Origin of the sequence: Bradyrhizobium sp. WBOS08, assembly GCF_024585125.1 — a bacterium.
Lineage (GTDB): Bacteria > Pseudomonadota > Alphaproteobacteria > Rhizobiales > Xanthobacteraceae > Bradyrhizobium > Bradyrhizobium japonicum_B.
The window spans coordinates 196,843-213,059 of sequence record NZ_CP028988.1 but is presented as its reverse complement, the minus strand read 5'-3'; the positions used below and the strand labels follow the sequence as shown (position 1 = coordinate 213,059).

At 63.8% G+C, this 16,217-nt stretch carries 13 protein-coding genes; 4 read left to right on the top strand and 9 right to left on the bottom strand.

The window, feature by feature from the left end; translation table 11 throughout:
• The first annotated feature begins 29 nt into the window (after positions 1–29).
• Both DCM80_RS01030 and DCM80_RS01025 read left to right on the top strand, forming a co-directional pair.
• On the top strand, positions 30–968 hold the full coding sequence (locus DCM80_RS01030; RefSeq protein ID WP_257195334.1) for a tripartite tricarboxylate transporter substrate binding protein: 939 nt from the start codon (positions 30–32) through the stop codon (positions 966–968).
• Between the two features lie 9 nt (positions 969–977).
• Positions 978–1,877 (top strand): MaoC family dehydratase, encoded by a 900-nt coding sequence (locus DCM80_RS01025; RefSeq protein ID WP_257195333.1) that lies wholly within the window; start codon positions 978–980, stop codon positions 1,875–1,877.
• On the opposite strand, the gene DCM80_RS01020 is transcribed toward DCM80_RS01025, so the two are convergent.
• The 9 genes from DCM80_RS01020 to DCM80_RS00980 form a co-directional block, all read right to left on the bottom strand.
• Positions 1,869–3,659, bottom strand: a complete 1,791-nt coding sequence (locus DCM80_RS01020; RefSeq protein ID WP_257195332.1) for a chloride channel protein — start codon at positions 3,657–3,659, stop codon at positions 1,869–1,871. The two genes, DCM80_RS01025 and DCM80_RS01020, sit on opposite strands and share 9 nt — an antisense overlap.
• Position 3,660: 1 nt before the next feature.
• Entirely contained in the window at positions 3,661–4,635 is a 975-nt protein-coding gene (locus tag DCM80_RS01015; RefSeq protein WP_257195331.1) for a formylglycine-generating enzyme family protein, read from the bottom strand.
• Positions 4,636–4,638: 3 nt separating this feature from the next.
• Positions 4,639–6,282: an arylsulfatase gene (locus DCM80_RS01010; protein WP_257195330.1), complete on the bottom strand. Its 1,644-nt coding sequence runs from the start codon at positions 6,280–6,282 to the stop codon at positions 4,639–4,641.
• Between the two features lie 32 nt (positions 6,283–6,314).
• On the bottom strand, positions 6,315–7,088 hold the full coding sequence (locus tag DCM80_RS01005; RefSeq protein WP_257195329.1) for a GntR family transcriptional regulator: 774 nt from the start codon (positions 7,086–7,088) through the stop codon (positions 6,315–6,317).
• Positions 7,089–7,092: 4 nt separating this feature from the next.
• Entirely contained in the window at positions 7,093–8,145 is a 1,053-nt protein-coding gene (locus DCM80_RS01000) for an ABC transporter ATP-binding protein (protein WP_257195328.1), read from the bottom strand.
• Complete coding sequence (locus DCM80_RS00995) at positions 8,142–8,981, bottom strand: carbohydrate ABC transporter permease (protein ID WP_257195327.1); 840 nt, start codon at positions 8,979–8,981, stop codon at positions 8,142–8,144. Before DCM80_RS00995 ends, DCM80_RS01000 begins: the two co-directional genes overlap by 4 nt.
• Complete coding sequence (locus DCM80_RS00990) at positions 8,978–9,913, bottom strand: carbohydrate ABC transporter permease (RefSeq protein WP_257195326.1); 936 nt, start codon at positions 9,911–9,913, stop codon at positions 8,978–8,980. Before DCM80_RS00990 ends, DCM80_RS00995 begins: the two co-directional genes overlap by 4 nt.
• A 3-nt stretch (positions 9,914–9,916) precedes the next feature.
• Positions 9,917–11,311 (bottom strand): sugar ABC transporter substrate-binding protein, encoded by a 1,395-nt coding sequence (locus DCM80_RS00985; protein ID WP_257195325.1) that lies wholly within the window; start codon positions 11,309–11,311, stop codon positions 9,917–9,919.
• 355 nt (positions 11,312–11,666) lie between these two features.
• Positions 11,667–12,629: a LysR family transcriptional regulator gene (locus DCM80_RS00980; RefSeq protein ID WP_257195324.1), complete on the bottom strand. Its 963-nt coding sequence runs from the start codon at positions 12,627–12,629 to the stop codon at positions 11,667–11,669.
• Between the two features lie 301 nt (positions 12,630–12,930).
• Here DCM80_RS00980 and DCM80_RS00975 point away from each other — a divergent pair, with 301 nt between their 5' ends.
• Together DCM80_RS00975 and DCM80_RS00970 are read left to right on the top strand one after the other, a co-directional pair.
• Positions 12,931–14,589 carry a thiamine pyrophosphate-dependent enzyme gene (locus DCM80_RS00975; RefSeq protein WP_257198117.1) on the top strand — a complete coding sequence of 553 codons (1,659 nt, stop codon included), beginning with the start codon at positions 12,931–12,933 and terminating at the stop codon, positions 14,587–14,589.
• Between the two features lie 2 nt (positions 14,590–14,591).
• Positions 14,592–16,100 (top strand): aldehyde dehydrogenase, encoded by a 1,509-nt coding sequence (locus tag DCM80_RS00970; RefSeq protein WP_257195323.1) that lies wholly within the window; start codon positions 14,592–14,594, stop codon positions 16,098–16,100.
• Positions 16,101–16,217 lie beyond the last annotated feature (117 nt).

Genomic DNA, 16,217 nt, shown 5'->3' with positions numbered 1-16,217 from the left:
GAGGGACCATGCTTACGCGACGTTCACTCATGAGAAGCGCCGTCGGCATTGCAGCACTTGCCGCGACGCCCGTGCTGGCGCAATCGCCATGGCCAAGCCGGCTGTTGAAGATCGTCGTGCCGCTGCCGCCAGGCGGCGTGATGGACGGTTTGACGCGCGTCGTGGCCGACCGGCTGGCGCAGCGCCTGGGCCAGTCCGTGATCGTGGAAAACAAGCCCGGCGCCAACGGCATGATCGCTGCGAGCGCGGTCGCGGGGGCGGACCCCGACGGCTACACCATCCTCTCCACCATGAGCTCGATCGTCCAAAACGTGTCGCTGCACAAGTCGCCGAGCTACAAGATGTCGGACTTGTTGCCGTTGGCGCCTCTCGGCCGCTTGCCGATCGCGTTCATCGTGCCAAAGACCCTCGGCGTAGCGACGTTGCGGGACTTCGTCGAGAAGGCTCGCAGCAGCCCCAAACCCCTGAGTTACGGAACCTACGGCCTTGGCTCGAGCGCGCATATCATCGGCGAAGTGCTCATGAAGAACACCGGCATCAAACTGCTTCAAGTGCCGTATCGCGGCGAGGCGCCGGCGCTGACCGCGATCCTTGCCGGCGAAGTGGACAGTGCCTTCGTATCGGTCGGTGGCGCAGTGGCTCAAAGGGAGAACGCGCTGACGCTGGCGATCGCCAATCCGGCGCGTATGAAGCGCTATGCCGATATACCCACCTTTGACGAGGCAGGATTTCCCGTGCTCGGGCTGACCGGGTTTAGCGGCTTCTTCGCGCCAGCGGCCCTGCCCAAGCCCGTTGCCGATCGGCTCAACAAGGAATTGCGGGAAATCGTCGCGCTTCCCGATGTAAATTCCAAGCTGCTTGATCTCGGGTTCGAGGATATGAGCGACATCGCCGATTTTGCGGGGTTTGTCGACGATGAGGTCAAGCGATGGGCCTCAGTGATCCACGAATTCAATATCAGCATCTAGGATATCCCGGTGGCGATCAACCTCGAGGCGCTTAAGGCGCTGGAAATCACCGACATGCGGTTCGCGTATGGGGAGCGCGAGACGATGCTGTACGCGCTCAGCATCGGCATGGGACGCGATCCGCTCGACCTGCGCGAACTGCCGTTCGTCTACGAAGGCGCGGCGCTGCAGGCCGTTCCCACGATGGCAGTGGTGCTGGCATCGACCGGGATAATTCGCAAGACCGGCGTCGACTTCACCAAGGTTCTGCATGGCGAGCAACGGCTCACCCTGCATCGTCGCCTGCCGGCCGCAGGCGAGCTGCTGGCGAATTCACGCGTCGCGGCTGTCTATGACAAAGGCGCCGGCAAGGGCGCCGTATTGTTGTTGGAAACGACCGCGCGATCGGCAGCAGATAATGCACCGCTGTTTACCTACGTCATGACGATCATGGCGCGCGGTGACGGGGGATTCGGAGGACCTCAAGGTTCGGGCCCCGAGCCGCATCAGCTTCCGGAGAGGGCGCCGGACCAGACCGACACGTTCGAGACGCGCCCGGAGGCGGCGCTGCTCTATCGTTTGAACGGAGATCGCAATCCGCTCCACGCCGATCCCAGGGTGGCCGGCCGCGCGGGGTTTGCGCGACCGATTCTCCACGGGCTCGCGACTTACGGGATTGCCTGCCGTGCCGTGCTGCGGACCGTCTGCGACTGTGACGCGGGACGGGTGGGGTCGTTCGATGCGCGCTTCTCCGCGCCGGTTTATCCGGGCGATCGCATCGTGACCGATATGTGGACCGACGGCGACGTCGTGTCGTTCAGATGCCGCGTCCCCGATCGCGATGTGATCGTCCTCACCAACGGGCGATGCTTCCTAGCCGATCATGATTTTCGAAGCCATGGATCTGCGGCCCTGGCACCCTTAACGTGAGAACAGCTCCTGGTTCCGGCGTTCGAGCTCTTCCCCGTAGGTGCGCAGAACGTGAGCTTCGCTCAAGGTGCCAATCGTGGCGCGATGGTCGGAGCGGTCGACAACCGCGAGCACGTCAGCCTCGCTGCGTTCGAAGGCCTTCAGGATCTCGCGAACCGGCGTGGTCGGAAGCAGGTATTCGTCCAGTTGCTGCGCCAGCGACCCGAGCAGTTCCTCGTCCTGATTGGCGACGGAATGCAGCGTCGCGGCGGGCACGATTCCCGCATAGATGCCGTTGGGATCGCGCAGCACGATCTGGCGGACCTGCGCCGGCGAGAATAGCTTTTGCGCTTCGCCGATCGGCATCGTCGTTGGCGCATTCTCGAAATCGGTGCGCATCAGGGAGGCTGCGCTCATCTGCCGGACCCAGCCAACGTCCTGCGGGCCGCGGATCGCCTCGCCGCGCAGATGAAAGCGCCATGTCGCGAAGCTGTAGCCGAACAGCTCGCGAACGATCAGCGCGCAGACCGATGACGCGACCACCGCTCCCACGGTGACAGAGAAATCGCCGGTGATTTCGAGCGCGAGGCAGACCATACTGAAGGGCGCTCCGAGCACGCCGGTTCCGAGCGCGGCGAGCGCCGCGATCGCGGCGGTGCCGGGCTGAAGCGCGATCGCGGGAAGAGGGCCGGTCAGCACGACGCTGTAGAGCTGTCCGATCAGCGCGCCGAGCAGCAGCGAGGCGAAGAACAGGCCGCCGCGAAAGCCCGAGCCGAGCGAGATGGCGGAGGCCAGGATCTTGAACACGATGGTGGTCGTGAGCAGGAGCCAGGTCGGATTGCTGACCAGCAGGATTTGCATGGCGCCGTGGCCGGCGCCGAGCACGGTCGGCGTCAGCAGGGCGAGGCTGCCGAGCAGGAGACCGCCGAGAATCGGCCGCAGCAGGCCCTTGAACACCGTGATGCGCTGAAAGCCGCGCTCGGAGAATGCGACGGCGAGCATCACGAGGATGCTGACGAAGGCGCAGATGATGCCGATCAGCACCGTCTGGCCGATCATCTCGACGGAAACCGGTGAGGGGAAGCCGGGCACCATCAAGAAGGATTGGTGCGTCAATTGCCGCGCGACGAGCCACGCGGTGACGGCGCTGGCGATGACCGGCACGAGACCGGCGGACGTATAGGCGCCGAGCACGACCTCGAAGGCGTAGAAGGCGCCGGCGAGCGGTGCAGAAAACGCGGCACTGATCGCCCCCGCGGCGCCGCAGGCCACCAGCAGCCGCATGTCGTTGCGGCGGGCGGCCAGGCGCTGACCGACATGAGAGCCGAACATCGAGCAAATCTGCGTGTAGCCGGCCTCCAGCCCGACCGATCCGCCGAACCCGTTGGACAGCAGTGTCTGGATCGAGATCAGCAGGCTGCCGCGAAAGGATACCCGGCCGCCATAGAGCGCATTGGCCTCGATCGCGTCTGCGAGCTGCTGTCCCTTCACACGCCGGGCGAAGTACAGTCCGATGAGCGCGAGCACCAGGCCGCCGAGCATCGGGACGAGCAGCGTGCGCTGCCAGGAGATCACGCCGGTGGCGCTGAGATGGGCATCGAAGGGAATGTCGAACAGCAGGGCGTGAGAGACCTGGCTGAGGCTCGAGATCGCGGCCACCAGTAAGCCACTGAGCAGTCCGACGACGATGGCGACCAGCACAAGGCCGGTCTCGCGGTTACGCACGAAATTGCGAAGGAACAACGGCAGCAGGCGGATGCCGGGAGCCGTCGCTGGCTTCGCAGGATGTGACGCCTGCGCCATCCTAGGCCGAAGCCTGCAGCGGCTCGGTGCGCACGACGCGGAAGCCAATATTGCTGGACGAGGAGTCGGGCGTATTGGAGCTTCGCGCCGCGACGCGATAGCGATTGCAGTAGGATTCGTGGCAGAGGAAGGATCCGCCGCGCATCGATCGATTGGGAGCCGGCTCGCGGTTCAAGGGGTCTCGTGACGGCGTGAGGAGGTGATAGCTCGGCGAGAAATAGTCCTCGCACCATTCCCAGACATTTCCGGCGACATTGTGCAGGCCATGTCCGTTGGGCGAGAAACTGTGAACGGGCGCGGTACCGAAATAGCCATCATCGACAGTGTTGCGGTCGGGAAAGCTGCCCTGCCAGATATTGCAGCGATGCTCGCCGCCGGGTTGAAGCTCGTTGCCCCAGGGGTAGGTGGCCTGGTCCAGCCCGCCGCGCGCGGCCATCTCCCATTCTGCCTCGGTTGGAAGGCGCGTGCCGGACCATTGGCAGTAGGCCTGCGCGTCGTTCCAGGAGACTTGGACGACGGGGTGATCGAGCCTGTCGAGGATGCTGCTCGACGGCCCTTCAGGCTGTGCCCAGTAGGCGCGTGTCACAGGGACCCACCATGGCGTTTCCTGAACCCGCGTCGTGCGTGCGGCGCGCGTCTCTTGCGGCAGCAGCCCGTCGAAGACGAAGCTCCAGCCGAAGCGTTCGGCGTCCGTCGTGTAGCCCGTGGCACGCACGAAGTCGCCGAATTGCAGATTGCTCACGGCATGGCAGGCAATGGCAAACGGCGAAAGCGTGACGGATCTCACCGGGCCTTCGCCGTCTTCGACAAAGCCGATGCCGGCAGAACCCATGTGGAAGGTTCCGCCGATCAGCGAGCTCCAGCGGCGTTGGATCGGGGTTGGAGCGGGAGGGATCGCTGCTTGCGTAGCTTCGCCCGTCGGCAGTCCGCTGCCGGCGGCACGATGGATACAACAATGTGAGCGATCCCCAGTCATGTCCTAGTTCTGCTTTTCTTCCTCCCAGAAAGCGGTGCCGCCTTCCGCCTTCATCAACTCCAGAATCTTCTCGCGCGGGATCACGCCGCAGCGATTGGCCCATTGCTCATACTGCGCCGTCATCTCCTTGACGCGATCTGGGTGCTGCGCGGCGAGATCGTTCATCTCGGTACGGTCGGTCTCCATGTCGTAGAGCTCCCAGGGGCCGGGATACTTCCGCACCAGCTTCCACTTGCCGACACGCACGGCCGCATTGCCCTCGTGCTCCCAGAACAGCGGGCCTCGGTTGCCATAGGCCGAGGCGAATGACGGCACGAGGCTCTCGCCCTCGCAGGGCAGGATGGCGTTGCCGTTGTACTCCTTGGGATAGGTGGCGCCGGTGACGTCGAGGATGGTCGCCATCACGTCGGTGAGCTGGCTCGGATTGTGCCGCAGGCCGCCCTTCTCGGAGATGCCGCGCGGCCAATGCACGATGAACGGCGTCGCGATACCGCCTTCGTGGATCCAGTGCTTGTAGAGACGAAACGGCGTGTTGGAGAGGTTGGCCCAGGCAGTTCCGTAGCTCTGATAGGTGTCCTCGGCGCCGGGCATCAGGGTCGGGTCATTGCCGAAGCGCACCGGCATGCCGTCGCGTGTCTTGGCCTGGGCGATCATGAGCTGGTCGACCAGCTCCTTTGCCGTGACGCCTTCCGGAATGTCCTCGGCGCAGGCGCCGTTGTCGGAGAGGAAGATGATCAGCGTGTTGTCCATCTGGCCGGTCTCTTCCAGCGCCTTCAGGATCCGGCCGATGCCCTGATCCATGCGGTCGATCTGGGCTGCGTAAACCTCCATGCAGCGCAGTGTCCATTCGCGCTGCTCGGCGTCGGTCCACGGCGGCTGGGTCGGATCGCGGTCGGTCAGGCGCCAGTTCGGATGGATGATGCCCTCGTCGACGAGGCGCTTGAGGCGCTCCTCGCGCAGCCTGTCCCAGCCCGCATCGAAGCGGCCCTTGTACTTGGCGATATCCTCGTCATGGGCATGGAGCGGCCAGTGCGGCGCCGTATAGGCGACGTACTGGAAGAACGGCGCATCAGGCTTTTGCGCCTTGTGCTGGCGGATGAAAGCGGCGGCCTGATCGCTGATCGCGTCGGTGTAGAAGAAAGACGGATCCTTCACCGCCTCGTGCTCGATATTGTCGTTGCCGCGGGTGAGCGTGTTGGGATGGTAGAAGCTGCCGGCGCCGATGATGGTGCCGTAGAAATGGTCGAAGCCGCGCTGCATCGGCCATGCGTCGGTCGGTTCCGTCAGGCTGCTGGCAATGTGCCATTTGCCGCTGAGGTAGGACGTGTAGTTCTTGCTCTTGAGGGCTTCGGCGATCGTCACGCAGCTTTTGTTCAAATTGCCGGCGTAGCCCTCTGGGCCGTTGCTGTAGGTGAGGATGCCGATGCCGGTCTGGTGCGGATGCAGACCGGTGAGCAGTGAGGCGCGCGAGGGGCTGCAGCGGGCGGTGTTGTAGAACTGCGAATAGCGCAAGCCATTGGCCGCGAGACGATCGAGGTTGGGGGTCTGGATCTCGCCGCCGTAACAGCCGATGTCCGAAAAGCCCATGTCGTCGTTGAGGATGAGCAGGATGTTGGGGCTATCGGGGGTCTTTGCGCCATTCGGCATGTTTGTGTCCTCGTTCTTGACGTGTGGCGTTGCTAGTGGCGGCGCGTCAGGCTGATGCTGAGGCGGAAATATTTCGGCAGGTACACGGCGCGCAGCAGCTCGAGCGCCCGTCCGTCCTTGCCGAAGGTGACGCGCTCGATGGAGAGCAGGGGCGAGCCGACCTTCACCCCCAGCAGCTTGGCGCTGCCGGCGTCGGCGAGGTCCGCGCTGATGGTCTGCTGAGCGTCCTTGATGGCGAGGCCAAGCTCGTCCTCGAAGACGCGGTACATGATGATCGAGACCAGGTCGCGCTTCTCGAGCTCGAGCCCGATATCCGGGGGGTAGAAGGCGTGCTCGATGGCGATCGGCGTGTCATCTGCGAGCCGCAAGCGCCGGAGCTGCCAGACCGCGCGTTCGCGCAGCTGCTCGCGAACGGCGGCGTCGTGCCGGTTGGTCATGCCCTGCTGCAGGATCTTGGCGCCGGCCTGGTAGCCGGCGTCGCGGATGGTTTCCGAGAAGCCCATGAGACGGCCGACCCAGTTTTCAGGCTGGTTCGAGCGCAGGAAGGTGCCGCGGCCGCGGGAGCGGTCGAACATGCCTTCGTTCACGAGGGGTGCGATGGCGTTCCGGATGGTGATACGGCTGACACCGAAATGACGGCCGAGCTCGGCCTCGGTCATCAGGCGGCCGGTCCCGTCGATCAACTTGCCGTCACGCACCTGGCTGCGAATGGATTCGCGGATCTTGATGTGCAGGGGCGTCGAGCCCTCCGTAGCAACATCACTGCCCAGCGGTACGGGCTTCTTCTTGCGCGTTTGAACAGTCATGGTGTCAGAGCCGCATGCGTGTCGCTGGATCGAACAGGTGAATGTCTTGCGGACGGGCCGTGATCGAGATCATGTCCCCCTCGCCGGGAATGTTGCCGTCGGCGACGCGCATGCGGATCATGGTGCCGGCGCAGTCGAGATCGAGCACGGCGGTATCGCCGAGATCCTCGATCAGATCGACGCGCGCGCCGAGACCGCCTTCCGCCATGCGCAGGGCGCCGGGACGAAGGCCGACCACCACGTCGCGCTCGCCCGCGATCGTGGTCGTTGTCTTCAGGCGATGGCCTGCGATGATGACGTCGCCATCCATGTACCGGGCGGGGACGAGGTTCATCGGAGGATTGCCAATGAAACCGGCAATGTCGATCGAGTTCGGGCGGGCGAACACCTCGGCCGGCGTGCCGACCTGCTGGATCTCGCCCGACATGAACACCGCCATGCGGTCCGCGAGCGTCATGGCCTCTTCCTGGTCGTGAGTGACGTAGACCGCGGTAACGCCGAGCGAGCGCTGCAGCTTCTTCAGTTCGGCGCGCGTTTCCAGCCGCAGCTTCGCGTCGAGGTTCGACAGCGGTTCGTCGAGCAGGAACAGGCGCGCCTTGCGTACAATGGCGCGGGCGAGCGCGCAGCGCTGCTGCTGGCCGCCCGAGAGCTGACCCGGCTTGCGGTCGAGCAGATGATCGATCTTCACCTTGCGCGCCGCGTCCTTCACGGCGGGCGCGATCTCTGATTTGGGCAGCTTGGCCATCTCGAGCGGAAAGGCGATGTTCTCGGCTACCGTCATATGGGGGTAGAGCGCGTAGCTCTGGAACACCATGGCGATGTCGCGATCGCGCGCGTCGGTCGAGGTGACGTCCCTGTCGTCGATCAGCACGCGGCCCGTGGTCGGCGCGTCGAGGCCGGCGAGGATACGCAGCGTGGTGCTCTTGCCCGAGCCCGACGGGCCGAGCAGGGCGAAGAACTCGCCCGGCTTGATGTCGAAATTGACGCCCTTGAGTGCGGCGAACTCGCCGTGCATCTTGACGATGTTGCGAAAACTGACCTGACCCTGGCCGCTCATCGGCGTCCTCCGCCCTTGACTGCACCGACCGTCAGGCCCTTCACGATATGCTTCTGCGCGACCACGCCGAGGACGACGACAGGCAGCATGGCGAGGACCGAAACCGCCGCGAGCTTCGCCCACAGGGTCTGTTCGACGGAGACGAAATTGAACATGGCGACCGTAACCGGCCGCACTGTGTTGCCGCTCAGCACGACGGCGAACAGGAACTCGTTCCACGCATTGAGGAACACGAACACGATCGTCACGGCGATGCCGCCGCGGACCTGCGGAATGATGATCCGCCACAACGTCTTCAACCGGCTCGCGCCGTCGAGATAGGCGGCTTCCTCCATCTCGAAGGGAATGTCCTCGAAATAGGAGACCAGCAGCCAGATCGCGAAGGGCAGCGAGAACGACAGATAGATCAGGATGATGCCCTGATAGGTGTCGATCCAGCCGATGTTCCGCAGCACTAGGAAGTAGGGGATGATGATGCCGACGGGCGGCAGCATCTGCGTTGCCAGCACGTAGAAGCCCGCGAATTTCTTGCCGCGGAAGCGCAGTCGCGCCAGCGCATAGGCCGCCGGGACCGCCATCAGCATAGTGACGATGGTGGTGCCGACCGAGATGATCATGCTGGAGAGGAGGTTCGGCAGAATCGACCCTGAGCCGAACAGCACGTCGCGATAGGCTTCCAGCGTCGGCGCGAACACGAGCTTGGGCGGATAGGCCAATACGTCGGAATCGGTCTTGAGCGAGTTCAGCACGCTCCAGACGATCGGGAACGCCCAGGCGAGCAGGAACACCGCCGAGATCGCGAGCAGGGCAATGATGCGGAGCCGCTTGACAGTCATTTCGCCCTCCGCATCGCAAACAGAATGCCGGAGATGATGATGGTCACGATCAGCAGCGCGACGGCGAGCGCCGAGCCGTAGCCGATCGAGAGCTCGGTGAAGGATTTCCGGTAGGCATAGAGATTGAGGATCTCGGTCGCCGTGCCGGGGCCGCCGGCGGTGACGGTGAAGATCGCCGCGAATGCGGTCAGCGCCACCATGGTCCGCATGATGATGACCATGACGATCGCTGGGCGCAGCAGCGGCAGCGTGATGCGGCGAAAGCGTTGCCAGGCCGAGGCGCGGTCGAGCCGCGCCGCCTCGTAGATATCTTCGGGCAGTGAGGCGAGCGAGGCCAGCAGCACCATGAATGCGAACGGCGTCCACTGCCAGGTGTGGATCGCGATCACCGAGACCATCGCGAGCGTGGGATCGCCGAGCCAGTTCTTGCTGCCGAGGCCGGCGTTGATGGCGAGGAAGTCGACGATGCCGAACTCCGGCGCCAGCATGAAAGTGCGCCAGATCATGCCGACTACGGCCGGCGACAGCACCACGGGCAGGATGGCGATGACCCTGAACCAGCCCTGGCCGCGCTTCATGTCCATCACCAGTAAGGCAAGCGCCAGGCCGAGGATGACCTGCAGCGCGACGGTCGAGCCGGTATAGACGAGGCTCACCAGCAGCGAGGTCCAGAAGCGCTCGTCGGAGAGCAGCACTTGGTAGTTCTCGAATCCGACGAAGCCGTTGGTGAACGGCATCGCCAGATCCATCCGGAATGTGCTGGTGTAGACCAGAAAGAGCAGCGGAAACGTCGTCGTGGCGAGCAGCGCAAGAAACGCCGGTGCAAGCAGGGCCGCCGCAAAGCGGCGCTCGCGCTGCGCCAGGACACGGCCGAAATCGCTGCGAGGTTCCTCGCTCGCGATCCCGGCAGATGTCACCGCTGTGGTCGCCATGGCTCAGCCGCGCATCATCGGTTCGATGCGGCGCTGCGCATCGTCCAGTGCGGCCTTGATCGTGGCCTGGCCGGAGAGGGCGGACTGGATCGCGGTCGCCATGGTGTCGCCGATTGCCGGCCATTGCGGCACGCGCGGACGCCAGTCGACGTCGGTATCCTCCTGCAGGGCGCCCATCGTGGCCTCGACGAAGTTCTCGCCAAAGCCGTTCATCAGCTTGATGTAGTCGGGGTCCTTCCACACCGAGGTGCGGTTGACGCCGGAGCGTTTGGTGGGCCCGGCGAACTTGTGCGCGGTGCGCGCCTGGGTCTCGGCGCTCGCGGCCCATTGGATGAACAGCCAGGTCGCCTTGCGCTTCTTCTCCGGCAGCGCGGAATTGATCGGGAAACCCCAGTTCCAGATCGACGTCGTGCGCTTGCCCGATGGGCCCTTCGGCCAGCGGGCATAGCCGACCTTGCCGATCACCTTGGATTTTTCCGGGTTGTTGATGACCGAAGCCGACGAGTGCGCGTCGATGTAGCTGGCGACAGTGCCTTGCGAGAAGGCGTCGGCGATATCCGGCCAGTTCCAGTTGGCCGCCGCGGTCGGTGCGTACTTCTTCATGATGTCGACGTACCAAGCGAGCGCCGCCTCCGCCTCGGGACCGTTGACGGTGAGCTTGCCGCCTTTCATCCAGTCGCCGCCGAACTCGCGGAAGATCGACGGATAGATGTACATGTTCTGGCCGGCACCCGCGACGCCGCGCAGCGCCGCGCCCCAGACGCGATCGTTCGGCGTGTTCAGCGCCGCCGCGTTGGACATGTAGGCCTCTAGCGTGTCGGCCGGCTTCAGGCCCTTCGCATCGTAGAGATCCTTGCGATAGACCTGAATGGTGACTTCGCCGTCATAGGGCATGCCGTAGAGCTTGCCGTCGATGCCGTTGGCGCTGCGCCAGGCCGGGATGATGTCGTCGAGCTTGAACCATGCCGGGTCGGTCAGCGACTTGTCGGCGAGATAAGTGTCGAGCGGCTCGACCCATTTGTTCGCGGCATAGAGCGCGTAATACATGGGATCCGCTGCGTGGGTCGCGTAGGTGCCGGTCTTCGAGGTCAGGTCGATGACGCTCTTCTGCCGGATCTGCGCCGGCGGAATTTTTTCGAAGCGGACGTCGATGCCGGTCAGCGCCTTGAATTGCGGCGCCAGGGTGATGAGGTTCTCGAAATAGCTCGCAGGAATCACGGCCACCGTGATGGTCTCGCCGGAAACCTGCTGCCAATCGATCTGAGCGGCCTTGTAAGGCGCAAGGTCGGCGTCCTGCGCTGCGGCTTGCCGGAGAAAGGCCGGACCAAGCGTCGCGAGAGCGGCGGCTGCGGTTCCGGTCTTGAGTAGCGTTCGTCGCGTCGGCGTGAATGACGGCATGCTGTCCTCCCGAAAATCCGGATTTATACTTCCGGTTAGTTAGGACATTTGCCTAAATGTTATAACAAGTCAACATGTGTCGGTCCGGGTCCGCGCCGGCTGCGGACCTTGGCCGGCGACATGACGTCGCGCGGCCCTCGGTTTGGAGCGGACCCGACGTTGTGGGCGTGCATGTTCATGCACTTCGCATGCTATTGATCGATCGCTCTGACGGTTACGTGGACGACGGTCCGTCTGCGGAATGGCTTGGGATATGACGCGCTGACCGCCGGACGATGTTCTCGCTAGGAGTTGGCGGCGAGGCTCAGCGTTGAGCTTTGACTTTGCGGCCGGCTATTCAACCGCTCTGACGAACTCAGTCGTCCCTTTTTGAGGCCTTGCGCGCCGGACCAGCCTTGTCATGTTGTGCCTTCAGATTCCATGCCCGGATCCATTGAATCGCAAACTCGGCGAAGGCTTCGGCTGCCGGCGGAATCGAGCGCCGTGAAGGCCGATAGAGACACACCTCGCGCACGGTCTCGGGCTTTGTGATGCGGCGCATCGTGAGCCCCAGCGGCCGAGCCACGACTCCGACATAGGCCGGAGCAGGCGTGGCGGCGAGCCCCTGCGCCGCGATGCCAAGGGCTGTGGTGATGTTGTCGACGATCTGCGGAGGAGCGATCGGACTTGTATGCGGAGCGGAGCTCCGCATCTCAGCAACGCTGACCTCGTGATCTCGGCTCGCGGCGACGAGGGTGACATTGCGAAGGTCGTCCCAGTTCAGCACCTTCCTGGTCGCCAAGGGGTGTTCCGACGCTAGCCACAGCACCCAGGGGCTGCGAAAGATCGCCTCTCGGATCACGGCTGGATCGGGAGGGCGGTCCGGCCCTACCGCCAGGTCGACGTCTCCCGCTGCGACCCGATCCACGGTCAGATCGACGGGTACGTCTCGAATATGGATGGCAACGTTCGGACGCTCGCGTCTGAATTCGCGCACGGCCGCCGGCAATACGGCGCTCGCCAGGATCAACGGGGCGCCAATCCGGACCACGCCTGCGGAACGGTTGCGAACATCCGCTGCGGCAGTCTCGGCGAGTTGTACGTGCCGAAGGACAGTCTGTGCAATGCCCAGGAATTCGCGGCCGGCGCTCGATAGAGCAACGCGTCTCGTGCTGCGGTCGAACACGCGAAATCCTGTAATGGCCTCGAGCTCGCTCACGAGCTGGCTGACAGCCGACGATGTCAGGCCCAGTCGGTCGGAAGCGGCGGAGAAACTGAGAGTATCAGCGACAGCAACGAACGCTTCGAACTGCCGGATCGTGATGCGGGTGAGCGACATGCCCCCATTATTAAGCATTCCTGATCAATTGCAAAGAATCGATCGTTTGTCCTGGAGCCTCTCCCGCGCAAGACTTGCCGCGCTGATCATCGACGTCGGTCGTGGCGGCGCCCCAATTTCAATGATGAAGAGCGGAGCTCACCGGATGTGAAGCTACCGCCGTGGCATCTGGAGGGAACTGTGCTCGATCCCCGGACGGCGCCTTTGCCGCCCTCACTCTTTGGCCGATCACAGGCGGGATTCTTCTGGTCGCCTTGTAGTCCCACAGCTCGTGCCCTCCGGACACGGACGAGCAGCGCAAATGATTGAGCACGAAACCACCGGCGAGAAGATCGCTCGGTCTCTGATCGCGCACGGGGTGGATACGGTTTTCGGCATCCCCGGCGCGCACATGTATGACTTCAACGACGCTCTCTATGGCCGGCGTGCCGAGCTGCGCTTCATCCATACCAGGCACGAGCAAGGCGCCGGTTACATGGCCTATGGCTACGCCAAGTCGACCGGGAAGGCTGGGGTCTATTCGGTCGTGCCCGGCCCCGGAGTGCTCAACTCCGGCGCCGCACTTTGCACCGCCTACGGCGCGAATGCTCCCGTTCTCTGCGTCACCGGCAACATCATGTCGCACTTGATCGGGCAGGGCCGCGGCCAGCTCCATGAGCTGCCCGATCAGCTCGCGACATTGCGCAGCTTCATCAAGGGCGCGGAGCGCATCAACCATCCAAGCGGCGTCTCCGACACCATGGCGAACCTGTTTACGCGCATGCTGTCGGGGCGCCCCGGACCGGTTGCCGTCGAGGCGCCATGGGACGTTTTCGGAGCAAAAGGACCGGTGGGCGCAATCGCCGTCGGTGTTCCCCATCTTCCGCCGGCCATCGACCCTGATGCGATCGCCGCGGCCGCGGCACTCGTCGCAAAGGCCAGCAATCCGATCATCATGGTCGGCGGCGGGGCCGCGGATGCGGGCCCCGAAGTCGCCGAACTGGCTGCGCGCCTTCAGGCCCCCGTCACCGCGCACCGCTCGGGCAAGGGAATCCTGCCTGGTGACGATCCTCTGGCGTTCAATTCGGTCGCAGCCTTCGAGCACTGGAAGCGGGTCGATCTCCTGATCGGCATCGGCAGCCGCCTCGAGCTGCAATATATGCGCTGGCGGTGGCTTCCGCCGGGGCTCAAGGTCATCCGCATCGACATCGATCCGACCGAGATGGTCCGTCTGAAGCCGGATGTTGCCATTGTGGCGGATGCGGCGGCAGGGACCAGGGCTTTGACTGCCGCGATCAGCGCAGCCTCACCTGCCTCGCGCGAAGATGAATTCCGCGAGATCAAGGCCAAAGCGCAGAGCGCCTTCTCGGAGGTGCAGCCTCAGATGGCCTATCTCGACGCTATTCGCACCGTACTGCCTCGTGACGGCTTTTTCGTCGAGGAAGTGAGCCAGATGGGCTTCACGGCGCGGTTTGGCTTTCCGGTCTATGGGCCTCGGCAATACGTTACGTGTGGCTATCAGGACAATCTTGGCTTCGGCTATAACACCGCGCTCGGCGTCAAGGTTGCGCATCCGGACAAAGCCGTGGTTTCCGTCTCCGGCGACGGCGGGTTTCTGTTCGGACTCCAGGAGATGGCCACCGCGGTTCACCACCGCATCAACGTCGTTTCCATCGTCTTCAACAATGCATCATACGGCAACGTTCTGCGCGATCAGCGGCAGTCCTATCAGGGCCGCTTCATCGGGTCTGACTTGACCAATCCGGATTTCGTCAAGCTCGCCGAATCCTTCGGCATGCCTGCCTATCGTGCCGCATCGCCGGAAGCTCTGAAGCGCGCGCTCGGAAAAGCCCTCGATCTCGACTCGCCGGCGCTCATCGAAGTGCCGATCGAAAAGGGCTCGGAAACGAGCCCTTGGCCGTTCATTCACCCGGCCGCGCCCCAGCGCAGCCAAGCGTCGCCGGACATGATCAAGGAGTAAGCATGACAATCCAAACCCGCATCGCAGCTCTGCCAGTGAGCGAGGCCACCAGGGCCTTCCTCTCGCGCAAGCACAACCTCCTGATCGGCGCAAACGACGTCGGAACGCGGAGCGGCTCAGAAATTCCAGTGCATGATCCGGCGTCCGGGGCAGTCATTGCGGCCGTGCCGGCCGGAGGCAAAGCGGAGATCGATGCGGCGGTGGCTGCAGCCCGCGCCGCCCTGGAAGGACCGTGGGCGAAGCATCGTCCTGCCGATCGCGAACGACTTCTGCTCAAGCTCGCGGATGCGGTCGAGGCCGATGGTCAACTGCTGGCAGAAGTGGAAACGGTCAACAACGGCCAATCGATCGGTATTGCGCAGGCGCTCGAAGTGGGGGCTTCCGCCGAGCACCTGCGCTATATGGCGGGGTGGGCGACCAAGATCTACGGTCAAACGCTGGACGTCTCGATCCCGATTCCGCCCGGCACCCGCTATCGCGCGATGACGCGGAAGGAGCCCGTTGGCGTGGTCGGCGCCATCGTTCCGTGGAACTTCCCGCTCCTGATGGCGGTCTGGAAGATTGCGCCGGCGCTGGCTGCCGGGTGCACGGTCGTCCTGAAGCCGGCAGAGGAGACGCCGCTGACCGCGCTGAGGCTTGGGCAGCTGATCCGGGAGGTCGGTTTTCCCGACGGCGTCGTCAACGTCGTGACCGGCTATGGTCATGAGGCCGGTGCGGCGCTGTGCTCGCACCCTGGGATTGACAAGGTTGCCTTCACCGGCTCGACCGAGGTCGGCAAGCTCATCGGACATGCCGCGATCGACAATATGACGCGTTTCTCGCTCGAGCTCGGCGGGAAATCGCCGATGGTGATGTTCGATGACATGAATCCCGAGTTGTTCGGGCTCGCTGCCAATCTCGGCGTCTATTTCAATCAAGGACAGGTTTGCACGTGCGGTTCGCGCGTCTACATCCAGAAATCGATCTTCGACAAGGTGGTTGAAACGTTTGTTGGCGTCGCCAACGGCCTGAAGATCGGATCTGGTTTCGATCCCGCCAACCAGATCAATCCTCTTGTTTCGGCCAAGCAGCAGTCGCGTGTCCTTTCTCTGATTGAAAGAGGCGCGACCGAGGGCGCCACGATTGCAGCAGGTGGAACCTCGGTGGGTGATGCAGGCTACTTCGTCAAGCCGACCGTCATTGTCGGCGCCAACAAGACGAACACGCTCGTGCGCGAGGAGATCTTCGGGCCGGTGGTTGCTCTGCTTCCATTCACCGACATGGCCGACGCCATCGCTCAGGCGAACGACACGGAGTACGGGCTTTCTGCCTCGGTGTGGTCGCGCGATATCGATCGCTGTTTCACGTTTGCGGATGCGGTGAAGGCAGGCACGGTCTGGGTCAACACGCACAACGTGGTTGATCCGAACATGCCGTTCGGTGGCTACAAGCAATCCGGTCTCGGTCGCGAACACGGGGCCGTTGCGGTCGAGAACTACCTCGAAACCAAGGCGATCTGCTTGGCGTTCTAGCTGCCGTCGAACACATCGCCGGTCAGTCCACGTCGGCCGCCGGGAGAATAATGATGAGCGAGTCCAAGACGCTTGCGACCAACGAGACGCTTGCGGTCAATCAAGAGAGAGCGGAAG

Bases quoted from the DNA above. Each gene is read 5' to 3' on its own strand.
- DCM80_RS00975 (WP_257198117.1), top strand. From the start codon at position 12,931: ATGATTGAGCACGAAACCACCGGCGAGAAGATCGCTCGGTCTCTGATC.
- DCM80_RS00970 (WP_257195323.1), top strand. From the start codon at position 14,592: ATGACAATCCAAACCCGCATCGCAGCTCTGCCAGTGAGCGAGGCCACC.
- DCM80_RS00985 (WP_257195325.1), bottom strand. From the start codon at position 11,311: ATGCCGTCATTCACGCCGACGCGACGAACGCTACTCAAGACCGGAACC.
- DCM80_RS01010 (WP_257195330.1), bottom strand. From the start codon at position 6,282: ATGCCGAATGGCGCAAAGACCCCCGATAGCCCCAACATCCTGCTCATC.
- DCM80_RS01020 (WP_257195332.1), bottom strand. From the start codon at position 3,659: ATGGCGCAGGCGTCACATCCTGCGAAGCCAGCGACGGCTCCCGGCATC.
- DCM80_RS01000 (WP_257195328.1), bottom strand. From the start codon at position 8,145: ATGAGCGGCCAGGGTCAGGTCAGTTTTCGCAACATCGTCAAGATGCAC.
- DCM80_RS00990 (WP_257195326.1), bottom strand. From the start codon at position 9,913: ATGGCGACCACAGCGGTGACATCTGCCGGGATCGCGAGCGAGGAACCT.
- DCM80_RS00995 (WP_257195327.1), bottom strand. From the start codon at position 8,981: ATGACTGTCAAGCGGCTCCGCATCATTGCCCTGCTCGCGATCTCGGCG.
- DCM80_RS01015 (WP_257195331.1), bottom strand. From the start codon at position 4,635: ATGACTGGGGATCGCTCACATTGTTGTATCCATCGTGCCGCCGGCAGC.
- DCM80_RS00980 (WP_257195324.1), bottom strand. From the start codon at position 12,629: ATGTCGCTCACCCGCATCACGATCCGGCAGTTCGAAGCGTTCGTTGCT.
- DCM80_RS01005 (WP_257195329.1), bottom strand. From the start codon at position 7,088: ATGACTGTTCAAACGCGCAAGAAGAAGCCCGTACCGCTGGGCAGTGAT.
- DCM80_RS01030 (WP_257195334.1), top strand. From the start codon at position 30: ATGAGAAGCGCCGTCGGCATTGCAGCACTTGCCGCGACGCCCGTGCTG.